Annotated in this window: 20 protein-coding genes and 1 pseudogene; 14 read left to right on the top strand and 7 right to left on the bottom strand. The window is 46.9% G+C overall.

Annotated features, from left to right (window positions below; translation table 11 throughout):
- Window positions 1-115 precede the first annotated feature (115 nt).
- Together FW758_RS06530 and FW758_RS06525 are read left to right on the top strand one after the other, a co-directional pair.
- The gene (locus tag FW758_RS06530; protein WP_259524462.1) at window positions 116-580 is read left to right on the top strand and encodes a ribosomal maturation YjgA family protein; all 465 of its coding nucleotides are present in this window, start codon (window positions 116-118) and stop codon (window positions 578-580) included.
- 67 nt (window positions 581-647) lie between these two features.
- Window positions 648-1,151 (top strand): hypothetical protein, encoded by a 504-nt coding sequence (locus tag FW758_RS06525; RefSeq protein WP_446444958.1) that lies wholly within the window; start codon window positions 648-650, stop codon window positions 1,149-1,151.
- Here FW758_RS06525 and FW758_RS06520 read toward each other — a convergent pair.
- A complete protein-coding gene (locus FW758_RS06520) occupies window positions 1,148-2,071 on the bottom strand; it encodes a LysR family transcriptional regulator (protein WP_446444957.1) in 924 nt (307 codons plus the stop codon). The two genes, FW758_RS06525 and FW758_RS06520, sit on opposite strands and share 4 nt — an antisense overlap.
- 138 nt (window positions 2,072-2,209) lie before the next feature.
- Between FW758_RS06520 and FW758_RS06515 the strand changes: the two genes are divergently transcribed.
- Complete coding sequence (locus tag FW758_RS06515; RefSeq protein WP_259484021.1) at window positions 2,210-2,971, top strand: SDR family NAD(P)-dependent oxidoreductase; 762 nt, start codon at window positions 2,210-2,212, stop codon at window positions 2,969-2,971.
- 222 nt (window positions 2,972-3,193) lie between these two features.
- Here the strand turns inward: FW758_RS06515 and exaC are convergent, their stop codons facing one another.
- Window positions 3,194-4,714, bottom strand: a complete 1,521-nt coding sequence (gene exaC / locus FW758_RS06510; protein WP_446444956.1) for an acetaldehyde dehydrogenase ExaC — start codon at window positions 4,712-4,714, stop codon at window positions 3,194-3,196.
- Window positions 4,715-4,974: 260 nt separating this feature from the next.
- Here exaC and FW758_RS06505 point away from each other — a divergent pair, with 260 nt between their 5' ends.
- From FW758_RS06505 to FW758_RS06480, 6 genes are all read left to right on the top strand, one after another.
- A complete protein-coding gene (locus FW758_RS06505) occupies window positions 4,975-6,918 on the top strand; it encodes a sigma-54-dependent Fis family transcriptional regulator (protein WP_446444955.1) in 1,944 nt (647 codons plus the stop codon).
- Between the two features lie 282 nt (window positions 6,919-7,200).
- On the top strand, window positions 7,201-8,721 hold the full coding sequence (locus tag FW758_RS06500; protein WP_446444954.1) for a catalase: 1,521 nt from the start codon (window positions 7,201-7,203) through the stop codon (window positions 8,719-8,721).
- Window positions 8,722-8,890: 169 nt separating this feature from the next.
- Window positions 8,891-9,397, top strand: coding sequence for an ankyrin repeat domain-containing protein (locus tag FW758_RS06495; protein WP_446444953.1), 507 nt, complete (start codon window positions 8,891-8,893; stop codon window positions 9,395-9,397).
- A gap of 163 nt (window positions 9,398-9,560) precedes the next feature.
- Window positions 9,561-10,541 carry an acrylyl-CoA reductase (NADPH) gene (gene acuI / locus FW758_RS06490; RefSeq protein WP_446444952.1) on the top strand — a complete coding sequence of 327 codons (981 nt, stop codon included), beginning with the start codon at window positions 9,561-9,563 and terminating at the stop codon, window positions 10,539-10,541.
- A 319-nt stretch (window positions 10,542-10,860) separates the two neighbouring features.
- Window positions 10,861-12,381, top strand: coding sequence for a flavocytochrome c (locus FW758_RS06485; protein ID WP_446444951.1), 1,521 nt, complete (start codon window positions 10,861-10,863; stop codon window positions 12,379-12,381).
- Window positions 12,382-12,408: 27 nt separating this feature from the next.
- A complete protein-coding gene (locus FW758_RS06480) occupies window positions 12,409-12,762 on the top strand; it encodes a cytochrome c3 family protein (protein ID WP_107949719.1) in 354 nt (117 codons plus the stop codon).
- A gap of 156 nt (window positions 12,763-12,918) precedes the next feature.
- Here the strand turns inward: FW758_RS06480 and FW758_RS06475 are convergent, their stop codons facing one another.
- Window positions 12,919-13,788, bottom strand: a complete 870-nt coding sequence (locus FW758_RS06475; RefSeq protein WP_106648430.1) for a LysR family transcriptional regulator — start codon at window positions 13,786-13,788, stop codon at window positions 12,919-12,921.
- A 121-nt stretch (window positions 13,789-13,909) separates the two neighbouring features.
- Here FW758_RS06475 and FW758_RS06470 point away from each other — a divergent pair, with 121 nt between their 5' ends.
- A complete protein-coding gene (locus tag FW758_RS06470; RefSeq protein WP_006086514.1) occupies window positions 13,910-14,563 on the top strand; it encodes a TetR/AcrR family transcriptional regulator in 654 nt (217 codons plus the stop codon).
- On the opposite strand, the gene FW758_RS06465 is transcribed toward FW758_RS06470, so the two are convergent.
- Window positions 14,547-15,911, bottom strand: a complete 1,365-nt coding sequence (locus FW758_RS06465; RefSeq protein ID WP_446444950.1) for an ATP-binding protein — start codon at window positions 15,909-15,911, stop codon at window positions 14,547-14,549. The genes FW758_RS06470 and FW758_RS06465 overlap by 17 nt on opposite strands.
- On the bottom strand, window positions 15,911-16,597 hold the full coding sequence (locus tag FW758_RS06460; RefSeq protein ID WP_006079731.1) for a response regulator: 687 nt from the start codon (window positions 16,595-16,597) through the stop codon (window positions 15,911-15,913). Before FW758_RS06460 ends, FW758_RS06465 begins: the two co-directional genes overlap by 1 nt.
- A 292-nt stretch (window positions 16,598-16,889) precedes the next feature.
- On the opposite strand from FW758_RS06460, the gene FW758_RS06455 reads away from it, so the two are divergent.
- The 4 genes and pseudogenes from FW758_RS06455 (at window position 16,890) to FW758_RS06440 (ending at window position 19,586) form a co-directional block, all read left to right on the top strand.
- On the top strand, window positions 16,890-17,414 hold the full coding sequence (locus tag FW758_RS06455) for a Spy/CpxP family protein refolding chaperone (RefSeq protein WP_446444949.1): 525 nt from the start codon (window positions 16,890-16,892) through the stop codon (window positions 17,412-17,414).
- Between the two features lie 51 nt (window positions 17,415-17,465).
- The gene (gene fieF / locus FW758_RS06450; protein WP_446444948.1) at window positions 17,466-18,356 is read left to right on the top strand and encodes a cation efflux pump FieF; all 891 of its coding nucleotides are present in this window, start codon (window positions 17,466-17,468) and stop codon (window positions 18,354-18,356) included.
- Between the two features lie 14 nt (window positions 18,357-18,370).
- Window positions 18,371-18,822 (top strand): annotated as a pseudogene (locus FW758_RS06445) (hypothetical protein).
- A 206-nt stretch (window positions 18,823-19,028) separates the two neighbouring features.
- Window positions 19,029-19,586, top strand: a complete 558-nt coding sequence (locus FW758_RS06440) for a porin family protein (RefSeq protein ID WP_259529740.1) — start codon at window positions 19,029-19,031, stop codon at window positions 19,584-19,586.
- 142 nt (window positions 19,587-19,728) lie between these two features.
- Here the strand turns inward: FW758_RS06440 and glnG are convergent, their stop codons facing one another.
- Entirely contained in the window at window positions 19,729-21,141 is a 1,413-nt protein-coding gene (gene glnG / locus FW758_RS06435; protein WP_006079736.1) for a nitrogen regulation protein NR(I), read from the bottom strand.
- 38 nt (window positions 21,142-21,179) lie between these two features.
- Complete coding sequence (glnL, locus tag FW758_RS06430; RefSeq protein WP_446444947.1) at window positions 21,180-22,226, bottom strand: nitrogen regulation protein NR(II); 1,047 nt, start codon at window positions 22,224-22,226, stop codon at window positions 21,180-21,182.
- Window positions 22,227-22,270: the final 44 nt, after the last annotated feature.

The following is a 22,270-nucleotide window of genomic DNA, read 5'->3' as shown; positions in this document are numbered from 1 at the left end:
GCGCGCTTGCTCGGGTGACGAGTCTTAAATTCCAACGAAAACTCGCTTGTTAACCTCTTGGTATTACGGTAGATTCTGCCACCTCAACCGAGTGAAGTTAGGGACTAACTTATCTATGTCTACCGCCGTTATTCGCGCTTTCATCAGCCGCAATCCGAGTCGTAAATCCTTTTTTATTTATGCCGTTTTATTATTTTTGACTGAAGTCTTAATCGCTTTATATGCGCCTGCGGGTTTTATTCGTGGTTTTGTGGGCGATGTATTGGTGGTGATTTTGCTGTTTTGCATGGCGCGCGTTGTCGTTCCTTTTACCTATCCAGTAGAAAATACCGCAGCAAAAAACACCGGCGATGGCATTAAGCGCTTATTTCAAACTCCTTGGCTGGCACTTGCGGTATTGCTGTTTGCCTTTGCTATCGAGTTTGGCCAGTATTGGGGCTTAGTCGATAAGCTAGGTTTAGGCGGAAATCGCTTGGCGCGGATAGTGATAGGTAGCCATTTTGATCCACTCGATCTCGTGGCATATTTTGTCGGTTACTTGATCTTATTGGGTTGTTATTGGAAAAGCCGCCAGCCCTAGTGATTTGAATCCGCAAGAGCCACGCGACATGTGTGTTCGCGGATAGGCGAGATAAGTGGGGTAAAGGATGCAACCGATAACGGGGTTTTCACTGCTAACAGTACGTACTGATGGACTTGAGCTTAATCCACTGAAAATGCCTTTGTATTTCAATGGCCAACATACTCATACCTTTATTGCAGGCTTAGTGATTGAAGGCCAATATCGCTGCGTTTTACCTAATAAAACCTCGGGGTATTTGGTCATCACTTCTTTTGATTGTCCCTTCGAAGAATCAACCGAGTTTAGTCTGCTCGATGAAGCGTTTAAGCTCATTGCGACGACATCTTTGGCGCAAATGTATGATTCATTCTTACTGCACTCACACTGGCCCATGGCGGATAACCGCTTGCGACTGCACTATTACGGCCAGTTTGTGCTGGATTTAGTCATTACTGCGAGCTGCTCTTGGTTAACAACTCGGCCGAAACTTAAGCTGATTGAAGTTGTTGATCCCCAAAGCGATCCGCAAACGGCCGCCGCTATGGCCGAATTGGATCAGCGTTTAGCAGCCATCGAAAAGTCCCTTTAATGTGGGATTAAAAACGGCGTCATCTGCTGATTTAACCATGCCATAAAGACTTGCAGGCGTTTAGATAAATGCCGCCTGTGTGGGTAGAGCAAGTTTACAGGCATGGGCGGCGCAGGGTAATTTGGCAGGATCTCGACCAACTCGCCAGTGTGTAAATACTTAGCCACCCCTATGCTGGGAACTTGAATGATCCCCAACCCCGCCAAGCAGGCTGAGCTATAGGCATCGGCATTATTTACCGTAATCAATTTAGGCAGTTGGATAGTAAGGCTCCCTTGATGAGTGTGGGGATCTTGATATTCAAAGCCTGAGTCAGTGCCGCCTAATTGGCTTACGTAGTGGACGAGTTTGTGGTTTTGTTGGGTCAAATCTTCAAGGCTTTCGGGTTTACCGTATTTGGCAATATAAGCTGGGCTGACACAGTTCAGCATCTTAAAATGCCCCAGCTTTTTCGCTATTAATCCTTCTTGCTGCACACTGCCGACCCTAATCACACAATCGAACCCTTCGGCAATCACATCTACCTTACGATCTGTGCTGCTTAGTTCAAGCTCGATATGCGGATATTGCTCAATAAATTCAGCCAGTTTAGGGAGCACTAAGTTGCGGGCAATGCCCGTCGACATATCGACTCTGAGCCGCCCAGATACTTGCTCGGCTTGCAGTTGGAACAGGCTTTCTAATTCTTGAAATTCCGCCAATAAACTTTTACAGCGCTCGTAACAGCTCTGGCCATCTTGGGTTAAGCGTACCGTCCGCGTGGTGCGTTGTAACAAGCGCGCACCCAGAAAGGTTTCGAACTGCGCCACCACATTCGACACATGGGTTTTCGATAGACCTAAGCTGACGCTCGCTTGGGTAAAGCTTTGTAATTCAGCGACCCGCATAAAAATTTGCATGGCTTGCAGTCTATCTTGCACGGCGATTGTCCTTTATTGGCTAACAGTCTTAGCATTTATAGTGTGTTTATCTCGTTAATTGCAAGTAATAAGCTGTGTGCAGTTAATTAGGCCTCAAGGCTTAGGTTTCACTTCCAGCGACGATTATAAGGACTGACCATGAACACGACTCCAATTGCACTAATCACTGGTGCTAGCCGCGGTTTAGGTAAAAACACTGCCCTGAAATTAGCGGCGCAGGGGATAGATATTATCCTGACCTATCAAACGAATGCTGCAGCGGCCGCTGAAGTGGTCGCCGAGATTGAATGGCTGGGACGCAAAGCGGTAGCGCTGCCGCTGGATGTGAGCGATAGCGGCTCATTTGCCGAGTTTGCCACCCAAGTGAGCACTGTATTAGCTCAGACTTGGCAGCGGGAGTCGTTTAACTATTTGATTAACAATGCTGGTATCGGGATTCATGTGCCTATGGCGGAAACCAGTATTGAACAGTTCGATACCTTGATGAACATCCACGTCAAAGGACCGTTCTTTTTGACTCAAACCTTATTGCCGCAGCTGATGGATGGGGGAAGCATTGTCAATATTTCCACCGGCTTGACGCGCTTTGCGATTCCCGGATTTGGCGCCTATGCCACTATGAAGGGTGCGGTCGAAACTATGACTAAGTATTGGGCAAAGGAGTTAGGCCCACGGGGTATTCGGGTCAATGTGCTTGCCCCTGGGGCGATTGAAACAGATTTTGGCGGCGGTGCTGTACGGGACAATGAACAGATGAATCAGTTTTTAGCGCAGCAAACTGCGTTAGGACGTGTGGGTTTACCGGATGATATCGGCGGCGCGATTAGTGCCTTGCTATCGCCTGCGGCTGCTTGGATTAATGCCCAGCGTATCGAAGCTTCTGGCGGTATGTTTCTGTAAGTGTTTTTTGTATAAGCATCTGATTTATTGATTTTTAGACAGAAACAAAGAAAGGGCGAATCGCCCTTTCTTGTCTATCACTTCTGCGCTGTAATGATGGTTATTACACTATCGTTATCACGTTTAGCAGAACTGCTAATAACTACTGCTGTAGCAGGTTAGAGACGTCCTTTGAAAACCTCTTAGATAAAACCTCTTAGATATAGCCCTTCACAAAGCTCCTTAGAAGAAACCTAAAGGATTCACATCGTAACTTACCAAGAGATTCTTGGTATTTTGATAATGGTTGAGCATCATCTTATGGGTTTCGCGGCCGATGCCGGATTTTTTATATCCACCAAAGGCGGCATGGGCAGGATAGGCGTGGTAACAGTTAATCCACACGCGGCCCGCTTGAATGCCGCGTCCCATACGTTGAGCCGTGTTCATATCCCGTGTCCACACGCCAGCACCTAAGCCGTACTCAGTATCGTTGGCGATCGCTAAGGCTTCGGCTTCATCTTTAAAGGTGGTGACCGAAATGACAGGGCCGAAGATTTCCTCTTGGAAGATACGCATCTTATTGTGGCCTTTCATTATCGTCGGGCTGATGTAATAGCCTTCGCTTTGGCCGCCATCGAGTTGGCAAAGTGTGCCGCCCAGTAGCACTTCTGCGCCCTCAGCCTTACCTATGGCCAAGTAACTTAAGATTTTATCGAACTGCTCTTTAGAGGCTTGAGCACCCACTTGAGTGTCTGTATCTAAGGGATCGCCTTGCTTAATGGTTTGCGCGCGGACGAGCACTTTTTCGATAAAGCGATCGAAAATCGACTCTTGGACTAGCACCCGTGATGGGCAAGTACAGACCTCACCTTGGTTAAAGAAGGCCAGCAACATGCCTTCGACGGCCTTATTTAAATATTCGTCTTCATGGTCCATCACATCGGCAAAAAACACGTTAGGCGACTTGCCGCCAAGCTCAACGGTCGATGGAATTAAGGATTCGGCGGCGCATTTTAAAATGTGATAGCCAATTTCGGTGGAGCCCGTAAACGCAAGTTTAGCGATGCGTTTGCTGGTGGCCAGTGCTTGTCCTGCTTCGGCACCAAAGCCGTTGACTACGTTAAGAATACCCGCGGGTAATAGGTCTTCAATCAGTTCGAGTAAGACCAGAATCGAGACTGGCGTTTGCTCTGCAGGCTTGAGTACCACACAGTTACCCGCCGCCAGCGCAGGGACGATTTTCCATGCGGCCATCAAGAGCGGGAAGTTCCAAGGAATGATCTGCCCGACCACGCCCAAAGGCTCTGGGAAGTGATAACTGACTGTGTTGCCGTCGATATCGGCGGCGCTGCCTTCCTGTGCGCGGATACAACCCGCAAAGTAGCGGAAGTGATCGACGAATAAGGGTAAGTCGGCGTTTAAGGTTTCACGCACCGCTTTACCGTTTTCCCAAGTTTCGGCGACGGCTAAATATTCGAGATTTTGTTCGACCCGATCGGCAATGCGCAGTAACAGGTTTGAGCGTTCGGTGACTGAGGTTTTACCCCATGCTTCTTTAGCTGCGTGGGCGGCATCTAACGCTAATTCAATATCTTGGGCATCGGACCGCGGGATTTGGCAAAAGTTTTGGCCATTTACGGGTGAGCGATTGTCGAAGTATTTACCATTGATCGGGGCGACCCATTTACCACCGATAAAGTTGGCATATTTTTCTTTGAAGTTAACGATTGCGCCTGCGGTTCCGGGTTGAGCATAAATCATAGAATCATTCCTTCTTGTTGATTAGCTTAGTGTTCTCTAACGTAACACTTGAGACTTGCATACCTAAGGTGCATCGCAAGGAGGGGGCCAAACTGGCAAGAGTTGTACACTTGTTGTGCTAACAGTATGATGAAAAGCTAATTTTGCAGATTTGAAACAGTATGGGCACTCAGGGAGTGAGGTGTGTCCTGTGGTCACTTTGTCATCGAACGGCACACTCAAGTGTGCTGAAACGGAACACAGCTCGGGGGAGCACGGCTATGACAGTTAAACCGCATTTACCATCGACACAGGCGTGGTTGGCCGATTCGTGGCAGCGAAGCATTGGCGCTGGCTTGTCCGAGTTTCAGTTACCCCAAGAACTTAGGCTCGATGCTAGCGAACTAAAACAGAAACATGAGCAATATCAAATGCTCATAGCATTAGTGCAATCCCATGCCCTGCCTTTGTTCAATCAGTTGATGGCGCATTCTAATAGCCGACTCTTGCTCAGTGATGCTGAGGGTTATGTGCTCAGGCACTGGGGCGTGAGCCGTTACTCCACAAAATTGGCGGATGTGGCTCTGGATATCGGGGTGAATTGGCTTGAGCAGCACAAAGGCACCAATGCGATAGGGACGGCACTTACCGCCAAACAAGCCGTATCTGTGGTGGGTGAGCAGCATTTTATTCGCCAGAATCGTTTTATGAGTTGCACTGCTTGCCCAATATTTTCCCCCCAAGGTGAGATGCTCGGGGTGATAGATATCACCAGTGAGCAGCAAAGGCACACCCAGCAGACGCTGATGTTAGTGTCGAGTTTGGCGCAGCAGGTCGAGACCGCGCTTTTGTGTCATCTGCCCGATAGCCATTATCGAATCGATTTAGCGGCGCAGCCCAATCTGCTCAGTTCGGGTTGGCAGGGTATAGTAATTGCCGATAGCGATGGCCGCATTGTGGGTTGTAATCCCATGGCTAAACAATTGCTTAATCAAGCTAAGGTGGGGGATAGCGTAGAGCAGTACTTAGGCGATAATTGGAGCCGTGCGGGTGGTTTTAATCAACATTTAGCTTTGCATTTACAGACTCAACCCTTAAATATTCCCAACGCCAAGAGTCGGGTGGAGATGAGCAATAAATCGCTCACTCAACTGGGCGTGCGATTTCGCGATCCTCAACTTGAGCGCGCATGGCAACATGCCAATAAGGTGATCACTAAGCAAATTCCGCTGTTAGTGCTTGGTGAAACAGGCGTCGGTAAAGAGCAGTTTGTTAAAAAGCTCCACGCCCAGAGTGTGCGGCGCAGCGAGCCCTTAGTGGCGGTGAACTGTGCGGCATTGCCTGCAGAGTTAGTCGAATCTGAACTCTTTGGTTATCAGGCGGGCGCGTTTACTGGGGCAAATCGTACTGGATTTATCGGCAAAATTCGCCAAGCCCACGGCGGCTTCTTGTTTTTAGATGAAATTGGCGAAATGCCGCTGGCAGCTCAGAGTCGTTTACTTAGGGTATTGCAAGAGCGCGAAGTGGTGCCCGTTGGCAGTAATCAAAGTTTTAAAGTTGATATTCAAATCATTGCCGCGACCCATATGGATTTGGAGCAACAAGTGGCGCAGGGGCTGTTTCGGCAGGATTTATTCTATCGATTGAATGGTCTGCAAGTACGTTTACCTGCGCTACGTGAGCGGCAGGATATCGAGCGCATTATCCATAAATTGCATCGTAAACATCGCATTGAGCCGCAGGCGATCTGCCCTGAGTTGTTAGGGCAGCTGATGCAACACGACTGGCCCGGCAATTTGCGTGAGCTGGATAATCTTATGCAAGTCGCGTGTTTAATGGCTGAAGGTGATGACACTTTAACTTGGCTGCATTTACCCGATTATCTTGCACAAAAATTAGCGTGCGAGCCGTTAAAAGTGGATCCGTTAAATGCACAGCTGTTAAATGAAGAGCAGCCGTTAGGTGAAGAGGTTAAAACCGGTCAAAACTCTGCATCACATCTGCTGGCTGGCAAAGTTGTGAGTGGCAAAGTTACGAGTGGCAACAGTGCGACGCTGCCAACTGCCACTGCGGTTCAATCGGATTCTCTCCACGATGCGATTTATAGCAATGTGCTACAGGCATACCAAGCCTGTGATGGCAATGTGAGCCAATGCGCCAAGCGTTTGGGGATCAGCCGTAATGCCTTGTATCGTAGATTAAAACAAATGGGACTTAAGGGTTAATGTTAGCTCGCGACGCTTATCACTAAGTGTAATAAACAACGCAAAGCTCGCTTATCACGCCCATGACTAACCAATTCGCAATGGACTAAAACTGTGAGATTTTAGTCCATAAACTCAGATTTCGGAGTCAGGTAAAATGAGGTCTTGTTGTAGCTTATTCATGCCTAATAGGTTTTATTGATTCATATAATCGATAAAGATCCTTTCTTTTAATTATAAATTCAGAACTATACTGCGGGCAGGCAGAAAAGAGCTTGGCGTTATGCATAGAGAGGAACTGTTATGCATCTGACTAAAAGCCTTTTAATTATTTCTATGGGTCTGGCATTAAATGTACAGGCTCAAACTTTACCAACAAATACCCTGACACGTGACAATGGCGCCCCTGTGGGTGATAACCAAAACTCCACCACAGCGGGCAGTAATGGCAGCGTGTTATTGCAAGATGTGCAGCTTATTCAGAAGCTACAACGCTTTGCCCGTGAACGTATTCCTGAACGGGTTGTTCATGCCAGAGGCACAGGTGTGCACGGTGAGTTTGTATCGAGTGGTGATTTTAGTTATCTGACTCAAGCGGCACCCTTTGCACAGAAAGGCAAAGTCACGCCTGTGTTTGTGCGTTTTTCTACTGTTATCCACTCAAAAGGTTCGCCAGAAACGTTGCGCGACCCCCGTGGATTTGCGACCAAATTTTATTCGGACCAAGGTAACTGGGACTTAGTGGGTAATAACTTACCCGTATTCTTTATTCGCGATGCGATCAAGTTTCCAGATATGGTGCATTCGCTCAAACCATCGCCTGTGACCAATATGCAAGATCCGAATCGTTTTTTCGATTTTTTTAGCCACGAAGCGGGCTCGACCCATATGTTGACTCAGGTTTACAGTAACTTAGGTGTACCTGCCAGTTATCGAGAAATGGACGGTTGGGGCGTGCATGCTTACAAGTTTATTAACCAAGACAAGCAAGTGAAATACGTTAAGTTTCACTGGAAGAGTCAGCAAGGTGTAAAAGGCTTACGCCCTGATGAAGTGGTTAAGGTACAAGGTCAAAACTTTAATCATTTGACCGATGATCTCTATGGCGAGATCAATAAAGGTAATTTCCCTAAATGGGATTTATACGTCCAATTACTCGACCCAAGTGAGCTGAATAAGTTTGATTACAACCCGTTAGATGCCACTAAAGTATGGCCAAATGTGCCTGAACAAAAAGTCGGTACTATGACGCTTAATCGCATGCCAGCAAACTTCTTTCAAGAAACTGAGCAAGCGGCATTTGCGCCATCGAATTTGATCCCTGGGATTGAGCCTTCGGAAGACAGATTATTGCAAGGTCGTATGTTCTCCTACGCCGATACTCAGCTGTATCGACTCGGCGCGAATTTGTCGCAATTGCCGATTAATAAACCCTTAGTGGCGGTGGCAAACCACAACCAAGAAGGCGCGGGCAATATGGGGCATACCCAGTCCGATGTGAATTATCAACCGAGCGTACATTTAGCCTTGGCCGAAGATAATCGTTATCGTGCGGTAACGACTGCGCTCAATGGCACAGTGCAACAAACGGCTATTAGCAAGCAGGATAACTTTAGCCAAGCGGGCGTTTTTTACCGCAGCTTGAGCAAGCAAGATAGAGCCGATTTGATCACTAACTTGGCAGGTGACTTAGGCAAAGTGAACGATGCAAAGGTGAAACATCAAATGCTGAGTCACTTTTATCGTGCAGACCCAGAGTTTGGTGAGCGCTTAACCAAGGCCGTAAAAGGTGATTTGGCCGACGTTAAACAGCGTTCAATTTAACGCATCATTTTAGAGCGATTTGGTGCAGATTCGCGTTAAACCGCTCAAACCCAGTAAGTCCCGCAAGGCGTAATCAAGCTCTTTTCTGCCCAGTTTAAGAGGGCGTCTTGCGGGCATTTCGTCACCTCTTATTGTTTTAATCTCTATTTTTGCTGCGCGGGAGTTATTGATGAAACACAATATTACGATCTTATTATTGATGATTGCGGCACTGAGTATGTCGGTCGTGATGGGCGCAGGTTCGGCTCAGGCATCCGCAACTGTCAGCCAAGCGGACGAGCCCGATACTGCACAAGTGCAATTGCTGGTGGACTATTATTTTGCTGCCGCGCGTACTGGCGATATCACAGTGCTTGAGCATTTTCTCGATGCGGGCTTCCCTATTGACCAGAGAAATAGTCAAACCTATACCGCGCTAATGGTGGCGGCTTATAACGGCCAAGAGGCTGCAACGGATTTATTGCTTGAGCATGGTGCTGATGCTTGTTTGCAAGATAAGCGTGGTAATACGGCAATGATGGGCGCTGTGATTAAGGCCGAATTCAATATTGTAAAGCGGCTATACGCGAAAGAATGCGATGCGAACCTAACGAATAATGCCGGAATGACCTTGACTGAGTTTGCCCGTTACTGGGGTCAAAGTGGCGCTTTACAGCAGGCGAGTTTAAAGCCATAAAGACGCTAGATCTTGCGCCCGATCACTCTTGGTCATTATCTTTAATCTGTTTAGATCTCAGCATTTACTATTAGCAATAAGTCTGCTTGTTAATGATGTCTATGCCTTTTATGGTAACTTTTTGAATATCGTTTAATACGGTTTGGCCTTCGGAGAGCGATTTATGTTTGATGCCTTACTACTGATGCAAGAAGATAAACGTACGTTTGCTCAAGTTTCACAAATCACAGAAGCTGATTTGCCAGAAGGGGAAGTCTTGGTTGATGTCGCCTATTCCTCGCTGAATTATAAAGATGGTTTAGCTGTGAGCGGTGCTGGCAAAATCATTCGTCAGTTTCCTATGGTACCAGGCATCGATTTTGCGGGGGTCGTGCGCGAATCGACTGATGCAAGATACCAAGTTGGCGATCAGGTGATTTTGACGGGCTGGGGCGTGGGCGAAAACCACTGGGGTGGTATGGCGCAAAAAGCGCGAGTTAAAGCCGACTGGCTGGTGCCCATGCCGCAAGGTTGTGATGCCGCTAAATCCATGATGATAGGCACTGCTGGGCTTACGGCGATGTTGTGCGTGCAAGCGCTGCAACAGGCTGGGATAACACCGCAAAGTGGGGATATTCTTGTCACAGGTGCCAGTGGTGGTGTGGGTTCTGTGGCGGTGACTTTGTTCGCCAATGCTGGCTATCGCGTGGTTGCCTGCAGTGGTCGGGTCGAGCAAAATGCACCTTTATTGAAGGAGCTTGGTGCCGCAGAAGTGATTGATCGCAGTGAGCTTGAACAAGATGCTAAGCCGCTTGAGGCGCAGTGCTGGGCGGGTGTGGTCGATACCGTTGGCAACAAGATCCTCGCCAAAGCATTAGCGCAAATGCAATACGGTGGCGCCGCCGCTATCTGTGGTTTAGCGGGCGGTTTTGCATTACCCACAACCGTTATGCCGTTTATTTTACGGGGTGTGAGTTTACTGGGAATCGACTCTGTTTCTTGTCCATTTGAGAAGCGAAAAGCGGCGTGGGAAGCTGTGATTAAAGCACTGCCTGCACATTTCTATCAGCAAGCTTGCCAGCAGATTTCATTGGCAGAGGTGCCTGATTTCGCGAATAAAATTATCCAAGGTCAAGTCACGGGGCGTGTATTAGTTAAGCTGTAATTTAATACTATTTCGTTAAAGTTAGATTTAACGAATCTCTCTACTTTAAATAAATGGCAACACTAATGTGTTGCCATTTTCGTATTCCAATCATAAAGCGGATTTATGTCTATTTAGTTTTCACTCTGTTTTGAATTCACCATTTGGAATGGTTTCCATAATGCAGTTTAAGTCATTTTTTTAGACAAAACTGAAGTTGGTTAATGTTTCTGCCATGTTGTTTATTTGTAGCGGAGGCAACTTTTGATGCACTCACGTTTTGGAATGCATTCCATCGTTATGATGTTTATGTCTATTAAAACAACAAAGGTGATGACAGATGAGTAATGCAAATCTGCTAGGACGCCGTAATTTCATCAAAGGTTTAGGTGTCGCTACTGGCGTAGCAATGGTATCGCCTGTGATGGCAGTTTCTGAGAAAGCTGACGGTATTAAGTGGGATAAAGAGATTGAAATTCTAATCGTGGGTTCAGGTTTTGCTGGATTAGCGGCTGCAATTGAAGCGACGCGCAAGGGCGCAAAAGATGTACACATTTTCGAGAAAATGTCTTACTTCGGTGGTAATTCTGCAATCAATGGGGGTTTATTCGCAGCCCCAGGCACACCAATGCAGAAAAAAGAAGGAGTGGAAGATTCAGTTGAAAAAATGGTTGCGGATCAAATTGCCTCTGGCCGCGGTATTGCTGACGAGAGCTTATTACGGCATGTGGCTTCACATGCCGTAGAGGCGCTGCAAATGACGTTGGATGCTGGAGCTGAATTTCATCCATATTTGCAGCAATTAGGTGGTCATTCTGTTGCTCGAACTTACCAAACGAGCGTGAGTTGTGGTGCCGGTATTACGCAACCACTCTTAAAAGAGTGCCGCCGATTGGGTGTAAAGACCCATAACCGCGCTAAGTTCGAAGGCTTTTTATTGGGCGATAAGGGTAATGTTGTCGGCGTGAAAATGCGTGAAAACTATCACTTTGGTGAGGATCAGCCTGGAAAAGTGCTAAATATTTGCACAAAACGTGGCGTGATTATGGCGACTGGAGGGTTTGCTCAAAATATCGATTTTCGTATGGCACAAGATCCGACACTGACCTCTGAAGTAGGTTGTACCAATGCGCCTGGCGCTACCGGTGAGGGCATGTTGGAAATGTTCCGTTTAGGGGCTGTACCTGTCCATCTTGCCCATATCCAATCTGGACCATGGGCTTCGCCTGATGAAGGCGGCTTTGGCTATGTATCTAATTATTCGATTTTTAACTTTCCTCATTCAATTGCCATTAACTGTATGACAGGTAAACGCTTTATGGATGAGATTGCGGACCGGAAAACACGAGCCGATGCAGAGTTGGCATGTCGTGATGCTAAAGGTGAACCGCTTCCTCCCATTTTAATTACGAGCTTTAAAGACTCTAAGCAGCATCCTAATACTGCCAAAGTACTTAAATATAACGTGGGTTGGAAGTTCGACACTCTTGAGGAATTAGCGAAACACTTTGGCGTACCACTCGAGTCATTAAAAGCGCAGATTGAAGAATACAACAGCTATGTCAAAACGGGTGTTGATAAGCAATTTAGCAAGAACATGACAAAAGCTAAGGATAAATATATTGAAGCACCATTTACCGTAGTTCGTTTATGGCCAAAAGTGCATTACTGCCAAGGTGGTGTGCAGGTCAATACTAAGGCGGAAGTGAAAGACAGCCTTACGGGTCAGCCTATCCCTGGTTTGTATGCTGCAGGCGAAGTCTGCGGCGGTATTCACGGCGTTAGCCGTTTGGGTAGCTGCTCAATTCCAGAATGTATGGTGATGGGTATGACTGCCGCCCGTAGCATGATGCAAGCCTAAGTGGCCAGTAAATAAGAGGAATCAATAATGAAAATGCTAAATATTGTACTCGCGCTGGTCTTAGGTGGCTTGGTGAGTCTGTCAGCTCAAGCCGTTGAGCAACGCCCTTGGCATAAAGAAGTCATTGGCAAAGATTGTAAGGTATGTCATGACAATGGCATCAAACAGTTCCCGTCGGATCAAGCCTGTTTACAGTGCCATGATGTGGACGATTTAGCCAAGAAAACGGCTCGTAGTGAAGAGGATAAGTGGCAGAATCCCCATAATAACCTTCACTATGGCAAAGACTTACCTTGCCAAGAGTGTCATGGTGAGCATAAAGCTAAAAAGCCTTTATGCAGCAACTGTCACACGTTTAAGTTTGATAAGCACCAAGAGTAATCTCCACCTCTAGGCCCATTGAGAAATGGGCCTATCTTCGATTTTCTCCTCCACCTCAGGAATGGGGTTTACTATAAAATGCAACGCCTTCCGCAACAGTCGTTTAAGTAAGCCGAAGTGCCCGATAGCGGCACTTCATCGTCTCTTACGCAAGGGCTAGTTGTCGTTGGCTTCTGCTAGATTTTCGACGTTGGCTTTGATTAGTGTGATTAACTGCTGGGTAGCGTCAGTTTGCGTGTTGGGATTGAGATACAGGGCTTCGTTAAACACTGGTAGCACAGGCAGGTGGTGCTCGACAGGATCTAAGATCTGCATATTGTTATCAATGCGAAACTCGGCAATGGGCGCAATTGCGAGATCGTTTTCTACCGCCATACATAAGGCCTGTGGCGATGGTGTCGATAACAATACATTTATCGGCCGCATCGTGAGCTGATGATTCGCAAATACTTGCGCACGAATGGGGCAATTCTCTGGGTACAGTGCCATCGGAATCGTTTCGCGCTTGTGGGCATTGCCCGCTTTAGCTGCGACCCAGTGAAACTTGCGCTCAAACAGCAGTTCACCATGGGCAGGTGGCAGCCAGTGAGTGGCTACAATTAAGTCAAATTCCCCTTGGTGGAGGCGTTTAAATAGATTACCACTGACATCGGTATCTATTACCAACTCTATACAGGTGAACTCTCGTATAAATTCCAATAAGCAGCTACTGAGGTAGCGCTTAATATAATCGGTCGGCACCCCAAGGCGGATTATCTCTCGGTTTTGGCAATCTTTAAGATCATCTAGCGCTTGGGAGTTGAGCTGCATCATTTTGTATGCGTAGTTAAGTAATGTCTTACCCGAATCGGTGAGCGTTACCCCTTTATTGTCGCGCAGCAATAGAGGCTGTCCGACACTCTCTTCCAGTTTTTTTATCTGCAAGCTTAATGTCGATTGCGTTCGACAGATCTGATCGGCAGCTTTAGATAAATTGCCGCATTCTGCAACAGCGATAAAACTTTCGAGTAATTCGATTTTTAACATGGGGTATTGAGTTTGCTCATAGTGGTATCAGTATTACTCAATATCGACTGGTCACAAACCCTGTTATCGTTTGATTGTGAGGTTGCAATGTTTTTGTTTATTGAAATGTGACGGGGTCGCTATGAGTAGCTGGGAACAAAGAACGGATTATCTTGTTGAGGTTGCGCAGCGATGCCTTAGGGGGCATCAAAGTTTTGATTTGTACCGTTCTCATCTTGTTGCTGCGAGTCAAATTTCCAAAGGAACCATCTATAATCATTTTACAACAGAGGCTGATCTAGTGGTCGCTGTAGCTTGTGCTCAATATCAGGATTGGTTGATTTCGGCGAAGCAGGATCGGCAGCAATATAGTGATCCTTTTGAGTGTTATCTGTTTCATCATTGCCAGCGCTTACATGATGTTTTAGCCCATAAGCGTTTCGTGATAGAACGCGTAATGCCTAATCAAGAGTTGTTGCAGCAAGCCTCGGAGGTTTATCGTCATCGATTTAGTGATTTGCTGGATCAATATAAAAAATGGAATAAAAACATAATTTTATCCGTTGGTGAACGCCCCGGGTTTGATCGTTATGAATTACTCAAAAATTATATTCGCGGTACGATGATCAACAGCGATGATGGCAGCAAACAATGCGGCGATGTGCAGACCTATTATCAATTTAGCTATGCGATGGGTCAGTTGATGGGACATTCGGATAAGCGAATTCCCACCAAACAAAAATTTACCGATTGGCTATTACAGCTACATGGTCAAGCTGCTACCTCGGCAGCGTGATCGTCACTTCAAGTCCGGTTGGGATACGGTTCTCGGCTTTAATCTTACCCTTGTGGGCGGTAATCGCCGCTTCAGTGATTGCCAGCCCAAGTCCCCAGCCACCGCTTTCTCTTTGCCGTGCAGAGTCAGGGCGATAGAAGGGTTTGAAAATGGCATCGAGTTCGGCGGCATCTATGCCTGGTCCATCGTCTTTTATCGTGATTTTTACTTGATCAGCTGTTGCACTTGCCTGTAACTGAATGTCGCTTGCGGCATAGCGAATTGCATTACGCAGCAGATTTTCAATCGCGCGGGAAAGTGATTTAGGAAAATGCGCTAACTCAATTTCTTCATCGATATCGATAGTAATGCTTTTACCTTGCTGTTCTGCTTCAAATTCCGCATCGTCTAAAACTTGGCTCAGGGATTCTGCCAAGCCTAAATGCACTTTGGTTTCGTTAGTGCTGAGCTTGACCCGCGAGAGTTCTAACAATTCACTGATAAGCTTTTCGAGTTGCTCGGCTTCATAACCTATGCGTTCAGTTTCGGCGGTTTGTTGACCTTTTTTACGGGCGAGGGCTAACGACAATTGTAAACGGGTGAGCGGGGTACGTAGCTCATGGGAAATATCGCCCATCAATCTCTGTTGATTGTTCATCATAGATTCGATGGAGTCGGCCATGCTATTGAAGGCCTTAGCTAATTGGCCTATTTCATCTTTACGCTGTGTAGTGGACTTATCGACACGATGACTTAAGTCACCCTCTGCGAGGGCATTAGCACTCTTTTTAAGTGAATTTAATGCTTTACCTAAATGCCACGCGAGCAAGCCACATAATAATCCTGATAGGAAAATTGCTAGGCTTAAAGTTAATAACTTATTTTCGGCGAAGAAGAAAAACCAAGGCCGCGGATGGTTATCCGGCAGCCGGCCGTAGAGTGAATACGTCTCGGCGCCCAGATTGAATTGAAAGGGGCCAAACACCAACTCATCTTTAAATTGATGGCTAATCGGTTGTTTTTCTTCATCTGCCATCAGCATAAAGCTGCGCACACCGCGACTCACCCTGTGGGTGTTGATCACTTGGCCTTGGCTGTTGACAAGATAAACCCGCAGAGGTTTGCCTTCCATGTCTCTGTGTCTTTCCCAGCGGCGAAGAAAATCGGACTCCAGTAAGGCGGGGTTTTCTTGAATGCGCTTAGCTATAGTCGATAGGACTTTTTCAAGGTGAGGTGGCAGCGGCGCACGATCGTGACTCTGCTGCAGCAAGGGCAACAGACCGACCAAGGCAATGATTAGTGAGCTGCAAAGCCAGAATCCGAGCAATAATTTGATAAATAAACGATTAGGCACAGTCGATACCGCCATTAAGGGAGCCAAATATAACCTTTTCCACGGATGGTTTTCACCCTTGGCCGACCATCGCTACGCTCGGGGAGTTTTTTACGTAGATTCGATAAATGCATGTCTAAGCTGCGATCGAAGGGCATGAGTTTTTTGCCGAGTACTTTCTCGTTTAACTCTTCCTTGTTCATCAACTCGCCAGCGTGCAGTGCAAGGGTGTGCAGCAGAGTGAATTCTGTGCCTGTGAGTATGATTAATTGCTCATTACAGTAAGCTTCTTGGCGCGATGGATCTAAGCGCAGATCGCCAAACTCTTGGGCTGGCGCGGCATGGATTTCTTGGGTTGTTAAGTTCGAACGACGAATAATGGCGCGGATACGGGCGATTAACTCTCTGTCATTAAACGGCTTTGGCAGATAATCATCGGCGCCAATTTCAAGCCCAACAACGCGATCGATTTCATCGCCGCGAGCGGTCAGCATTAATACTGGCGTTTGCTTGTGCTGACGCAGTGCACGCAGCACTTCAAAACCGTTTAATTTAGGCAGCATGACATCGAGTAAGATCAGATCGTAATCCGCACTCAGTGCCAGATCTAAACCCTGTTTACCGTCGTAGGCCAAGGTTAATTGAAACCCTTCTAACTCGAGCAGTTGCCCTAGTAGCTCCGATAAACCCAGATCGTCATCGATTAATAATATCCGACTCATACTGTTCCTTAATCTCTGTAATGTGGCCTGGGTGCCCGTTTACACAGGCACTTTTAGCGCTTTGGCTGAGTATACCTGTTTTGATGTCAATTGCTGTGTAGCAATGTAAGCCAAAGTAAAGAATAGAGAATCAGTCGTTTGCTGTTGCAACTTTACAGTGATTTACTCAGGCAACGTCCTCACTTACATATAGGGGTTTAGACTGGAAGGGTCGAAAGTGACTCGGCTTAAAAGGGTCGTCACTGTGTCTTATTACTTGCAATATTAAAGTTGAACCACTGAGGTTAACACTATGAAAACATTATCACCTTTGAAAGCGAGCCTGTTTGCAATTCTAGCGAGTTCTGCGGTTTTCGCGACGACAGTCAATGCTGAACCTATGGACGGTGGCTGTGATTTCTCCCGTTCTGAATTCCATAAAGGCGACCGCATGATGGGCGATCGTATGGAACATGGCGGCCGACATATGGATAAGCGTGGCTTGCATCGTATGTTTGAAGGGCTGGATTTAACCGATGCCCAAAAAGCTGATATCAAAAAGCTGTTTGCCGATCAGAAAGCCGCGCGTGCCGATAGCCGCCCAACGAAAGAGCAGCGTTTGGCCCATCGCACTGAAATGCAGGCCTTGATGACGGCCCCTAATTTTGATGAAGTGCAAGCCAAGGCACTGATGAGCGCGCAGCAAGAACAGCGTCAAGCTCAAGCCATTGAACGTATGAAGCTGCATAATCAAATCTACAATCTGTTGACACCAGAGCAGCAAGCTAAGTTTAAAGCGCGATTTGAAGCACAAGCTGGTAAAGAACCTCGCGGTTAAGCGTCTTAGCTGATATACAATAGGGTCATAGCTTCCCAAGATAGATCCCTTATGACTCAGACTTCCCAATACGATTTTTGGGTCAAACTGGCTAGCCGCGCTTCCGTGGCTACCGCTTTGATCCTTATTCTTATCAAGCTGTTCGCTTGGCTTTATTCCGGCTCTGCCAGTATGTTGGCATCTTTGACGGATTCCTTTGCCGACGCTCTCGCTTCTATTATCAATTTTATTGCCATTCGTTACGCGCTTGTGCCGCCGGATCATGACCACAGATATGGCCATGGTAAGGCTGAGCCGTTAGCGTCTCTAGCGCAATCCGCCTTTATTATGGGCTCAGCATTTTTATTACTTTTCTATGGTGGCGAGCGGTTATTAACACCTGTTCCGGTTGAAAATGCCACCATAGGTGTGGTGGTTTCTGTCATAGCGATTGTGATCACGTTAGCCTTGGTCATGTTGCAGAAACGCGCATTGGCGGCAACAAAAAGTACTGTGGTTGAAGCTGATTCGCTGCACTATAAATCAGATTTATTCCTTAATGGTGCAGTATTACTAGCACTCGTCCTATCCCAATATGGTTGGTGGTGGGCTGACGGATTGTTTGCAGTAATGATTGCATTCTATATTGGTCATCAAGCCTTTGGCTTAGGTTATCGCTCAATTCAAGCCTTGTTAGACCGAGAGTTAGACGAAGAAACTCGCCAGCAAATCACGCAAATCGCGATGGAAGATCTACGGGTGCAAGGGCTGCATGATTTACGCACTCGTCAGGCTGGCAAAACCGTTTTTATCCAATTTCATTTAGAGCTTGATGGCAATCTGAGTTTGAATGAAGCCCACAGTATTGCCGATACGACAGGGATAAAGGTCAAGGCCGCCTTTGAAGATGCCGAGGTGATTATTCACCAAGACCCAGTCAAACCTGAAGTCAACGAAACATAAAGTAAGGGCAAGCGATGGCATGGATGCAGAAGCAAGGTCACAGATTGGATCATTCCACTCGATTGATATGTCGCTATCAGAGACTATCGACTCGCTTTGAGTTGATAGTTGAATCTGATATTCGTGATGTGAACGTTCCTGCAGATGCGGAAATCACGGTCTCAACTCAAGCGCTGTCCTCGAGAGTAAATCAAGCAGATAGTACCGTCATTCCTGTGATAGCGGGGGCTGGAGTCAGTTAGTCCTGCGTAAACATCTTTATTACCTACCGCAGAAAATTGATTTTGAAATATCTAACCAAACTTATCGAGTCCATATCTGGCCATTATTCCTTTGGCGCACCCGTATTATTTGTCTAGCGACTGGCCGAGTTGTCGTATCCGAATGTTTAGATGTGAGAAGGCGTTGTTCCCTCATACGTTGGCTATATGCCAGTTTTATAGGATTGTTGCGGGTGCTAAGTTAACATCGTTAATTGTTTCAATTTAAAAAAATACTTACAGTAAGTATGGTTTTGCTACATAGCGAATAACTAAAACTTCCATTTTTCGACTCAAGCTGAATCAATGCTGTATGGTTTGTATTTTGGTAATTTAAACCATGACACTTCTTAATTGCTTATTGTAATATCCGCGCTGTCTAATACTTACGTTAAATCATTAGGGAAATATGATGAACAAGTTATCAATTGTTGCTATCTCTTTACTATCAGCATTCGCGGCTACTCAAGTATCTGCTGCAACCGACACGACAGGATTTTATGTGGGTGGCGCATTAAATAGAGTCACAGCAGATACTTTTGGTGGTTCAGAAACCGGTACTGGTGTAGGCGTATACGGTGGCTATAACTTCAATGAGTGGTTTGGTTTAGAAGCTAACCTGTTCGCCACTGGCGACTTAGGCGATAAGGATGTTGATGTTAGCGCTGGCGCATTAAGCTTCACACCTAAATTTACTGCACAAATCAATGATATTTTCTCTGCCTATGCCAAAGTGGGTATCGCTTCTATGGCTGTGAATGTTGATGGCTATGGTTACGATGAAGACTTTACTGGTTTTGGTTGGACTTACGGTGTAGGCGTTAATGCCGCCGTAACAGAACACTTAAATATCCGTGTAAGCTATGATGTCACTACGGGCGATTTAGATGCAGACCGTAGCTATTTAGGATTAAAAGATATAGACACCGATATTAAGCAATTCGCTGTTGGTGTGCATTATCAATTCTAATTTTTTGATTTGGCATATTTAATTAATGCCAATAAAAATGAAATGAATTTCAAATAAAAAGGGATATGAAAATATCCCTTTTACTTTTTTATGATTAATAAGCTTGTATCGCTATAGCGAATAATAACGTTATTTTATTTACTCAATCCATCGACAGCTCTTTGAGTTTTCGCGTTAAGGTATTTCGTCCCCAGCCTAAACGTTTCGCCGCTTCTTGTTTATGGCCTTGAGTATGGCGCAGCGCAGTTTCTAGCAGTATGCGTTCGAAAGCGGGTTGTACCTCAGTTAATAGATCGCTGTTTCCTTCCGAGAGTTTTTGATCTATCCACTCAGTCAGTGCCGATTGCCAATCTTGGCTGCCTTTCGCCGTGTGGGTGACACTCACAGGATCTTTCAGTAATTCTGGCGGTAAATCTTGGGGTAAAATTTCTTGCCCCGATGCCATAACGGTTAACCAGCGGCAGGTGTTTTCGAGTTGTCTGACATTACCGGGCCAAGGCAATTGGGAGAGTTTTACCGCGGTTTCCTTGGTCATTATTTTAGTTTCTACACCAATTTCCTTTGCTGCCGAGGCGAGGAAATGAGTGGCGAGTTGGGGAATGTCCTCCCGTCTTTGTGACAGTGGCGGCAAGTGCACGCGGATAACGTTGAGACGATGGAACAAGTCTTCCCTAAAGCCGCCTTTTTGCACTAATAATTCAAGATCTTGGTGGGTCGCCGCTATGATACGCACATCCACTTGCACCGCATTATGGCCACCGACGCGGTAGAACTGGCCATCGGCAAGTACTCTGAGTAACCGTGTTTGTACATCTAGCGGCATATCGCCGATTTCATCTAAAAAGAGCGTGCCGCCGTTCGCTTGTTCGAAGCGACCTTGGCGCACATTGGCTGCGCCAGTGAAGGCACCTTTTTCGTGGCCGAATAGCTCAGATTCGATCAAATCCTTAGGGATCGCAGCCATGTTCAGCGCGATAAACGGCTTATCTTTACGTGGGCTGTGTTTGTGTAACGCGCCAGCCACTAACTCTTTACCCGTTCCCGATTGACCATTAATCAGCACGCTGATCGACGAGCGTGAAAGCCTGCCTATGGCGCGAAACACTTCCTGCATCGCTGGCGCTTCACCTATGATTTCGGGTGTTTTGACTTGGGCTTCCTGCGCGGGTGCTGGGCTCTGTTCAGTGGCATGGGTGAGTGCGCGCTCGACCAGAGAGATCGCCTCATCGATGTCGAAGGGTTTAGGCAGATACTCAAATGCGCCCGCTTGATAGGCACTTACGGCACTGTCTAAGTCTGAGTGCGCCGTCATAATGATCACGGGAATATGGGGATAATGTACTTGCAATCGTTCGAGCAGGCTTAACCCGTCCGTGCCTGGCATACGGATGTCCGACACTATCACGTGCGGTTGCGATATTTCTAAGGCCTGCCACAGGGATTCGGCGGCGGCAAAGCTGGCGGTACTGAGCTTGGCACCTTGAAGTGCCTTTTCGAGTACCCAACGTATCGAGCTGTCATCGTCGAGGATCCACACTTGTTCACTAATTCGCATCTTGCTTCCTCATACGGTATGGGTAGGTACTTTCGAAATTATTTAGCGCCTAAAATCGGTAATGAAATGATGAATTCGGTGTGCCCAGCGCTGGAGAGGCAATCGATTCTTCCCGAGTGTAAACGGGCAATATTATGGGCAATTGAGAGGCCTAAACCTGAACCTTGCTCACGGCCTGTCACCATTGGATAAAATAATGTGTCCATCAGCTCAGGCGGTATGCCGGGGCCGTTGTCGATAATCGATAGGGTTAACACTAGCTTGTAGCGCTGTGAACCTATAGTGACTTGGTGTTGAGTGCGAGTGCGGAGCAAAATCTCGCCGCCCGTATGCTCAAGCGCCTGCACCGCATTTTGTAAAATATTGAGCACGGCTTGCTGCATTTGGTCTGGGTCCATCTCGATATCGGGAATGGATGGGTCGTAATCCCGTTTGAGCTGGATGTTAGCGGGCAGCGCCATTTCAACTAACTTATAGACCTTTTGCACCACTTGATGGATGTTGTGCAGACTGTGCTGTGTAGGCCTTTGGGGGCCGAGCAGGCGATCCACTAAATTACGCAGTCGATCGGCCTGCTCAATGATGAGGGTAGTGAATTCCTTCAGCGCCGGCTCATCCAGCTCCCGCGATAACAATTGCGCCGCACCGCGAAGACCGCCTAAAGGGTTTTTGATTTCATGGGCTAAGTTGCGCACCAAAAATTGCGCCGCTTGTTGCTGTGCATCTTGACTCAACTGCTGATGAATGCGTCTTTGTTGATCGACTTGGCGCAGTTCGAGCAGGCTGAGTTCAGCCTCGTCATCGAGGGGAATAAGTGTTAAATCAACGGTATGGTGCTGACCATCGAGCGTGACTAGGGCCGCCGTATTGACCGTTAAACCTTGGCCAGCCTTTACCGCATCCCTCAATAACTGGGCTTCGACACCGAGGATTTGATAATGCTCAGGCAAAGCTTGTTCTACGAGTCTATGGCTGCCAACACCTAATAATTGCTCTGCTGCTGCGTTGGCATAACAAGGCTTAAGATCCTTATCGATGACAAGTACAGCGGTAACTAAATGATTGAGCAGTGTCTCTTTATCCATCGACCGTTCCTAGAAATAGGGTTGCACCACTATGGTGCACCAAT

The organism is Shewanella sp. 1180_01 (genome assembly GCF_052850535.1).
Note: the sequence above shows the minus strand (reverse complement) of the source record. Positions and strands in the feature narration are given on the sequence as shown.

Excerpts from the sequence above, each read along its gene's own strand:
- FW758_RS06530 (WP_259524462.1), top strand. The coding sequence starts at position 116 with ATGTCTACCGCCGTTATTCGCGCTTTCATCAGCCGCAATCCGAGTCGT.
- FW758_RS06525 (WP_446444958.1), top strand. The coding sequence starts at position 648 with ATGCAACCGATAACGGGGTTTTCACTGCTAACAGTACGTACTGATGGA.
- FW758_RS06515 (WP_259484021.1), top strand. The coding sequence starts at position 2,210 with ATGAACACGACTCCAATTGCACTAATCACTGGTGCTAGCCGCGGTTTA.
- exaC (WP_446444956.1), bottom strand. The coding sequence starts at position 4,714 with ATGATTTATGCTCAACCCGGAACCGCAGGCGCAATCGTTAACTTCAAA.
- FW758_RS06505 (WP_446444955.1), top strand. The coding sequence starts at position 4,975 with ATGACAGTTAAACCGCATTTACCATCGACACAGGCGTGGTTGGCCGAT.
- FW758_RS06500 (WP_446444954.1), top strand. The coding sequence starts at position 7,201 with ATGCATCTGACTAAAAGCCTTTTAATTATTTCTATGGGTCTGGCATTA.
- FW758_RS06495 (WP_446444953.1), top strand. The coding sequence starts at position 8,891 with ATGAAACACAATATTACGATCTTATTATTGATGATTGCGGCACTGAGT.
- acuI (WP_446444952.1), top strand. The coding sequence starts at position 9,561 with ATGTTTGATGCCTTACTACTGATGCAAGAAGATAAACGTACGTTTGCT.
- FW758_RS06485 (WP_446444951.1), top strand. The coding sequence starts at position 10,861 with ATGAGTAATGCAAATCTGCTAGGACGCCGTAATTTCATCAAAGGTTTA.
- FW758_RS06480 (WP_107949719.1), top strand. The coding sequence starts at position 12,409 with ATGAAAATGCTAAATATTGTACTCGCGCTGGTCTTAGGTGGCTTGGTG.
- FW758_RS06475 (WP_106648430.1), bottom strand. The coding sequence starts at position 13,788 with ATGTTAAAAATCGAATTACTCGAAAGTTTTATCGCTGTTGCAGAATGC.
- FW758_RS06470 (WP_006086514.1), top strand. The coding sequence starts at position 13,910 with ATGAGTAGCTGGGAACAAAGAACGGATTATCTTGTTGAGGTTGCGCAG.
- FW758_RS06465 (WP_446444950.1), bottom strand. The coding sequence starts at position 15,911 with ATGGCGGTATCGACTGTGCCTAATCGTTTATTTATCAAATTATTGCTC.
- FW758_RS06460 (WP_006079731.1), bottom strand. The coding sequence starts at position 16,597 with ATGAGTCGGATATTATTAATCGATGACGATCTGGGTTTATCGGAGCTA.
- FW758_RS06455 (WP_446444949.1), top strand. The coding sequence starts at position 16,890 with ATGAAAACATTATCACCTTTGAAAGCGAGCCTGTTTGCAATTCTAGCG.
- fieF (WP_446444948.1), top strand. The coding sequence starts at position 17,466 with ATGACTCAGACTTCCCAATACGATTTTTGGGTCAAACTGGCTAGCCGC.
- FW758_RS06440 (WP_259529740.1), top strand. The coding sequence starts at position 19,029 with ATGAACAAGTTATCAATTGTTGCTATCTCTTTACTATCAGCATTCGCG.
- glnG (WP_006079736.1), bottom strand. The coding sequence starts at position 21,141 with ATGCGAATTAGTGAACAAGTGTGGATCCTCGACGATGACAGCTCGATA.
- glnL (WP_446444947.1), bottom strand. The coding sequence starts at position 22,226 with ATGGATAAAGAGACACTGCTCAATCATTTAGTTACCGCTGTACTTGTC.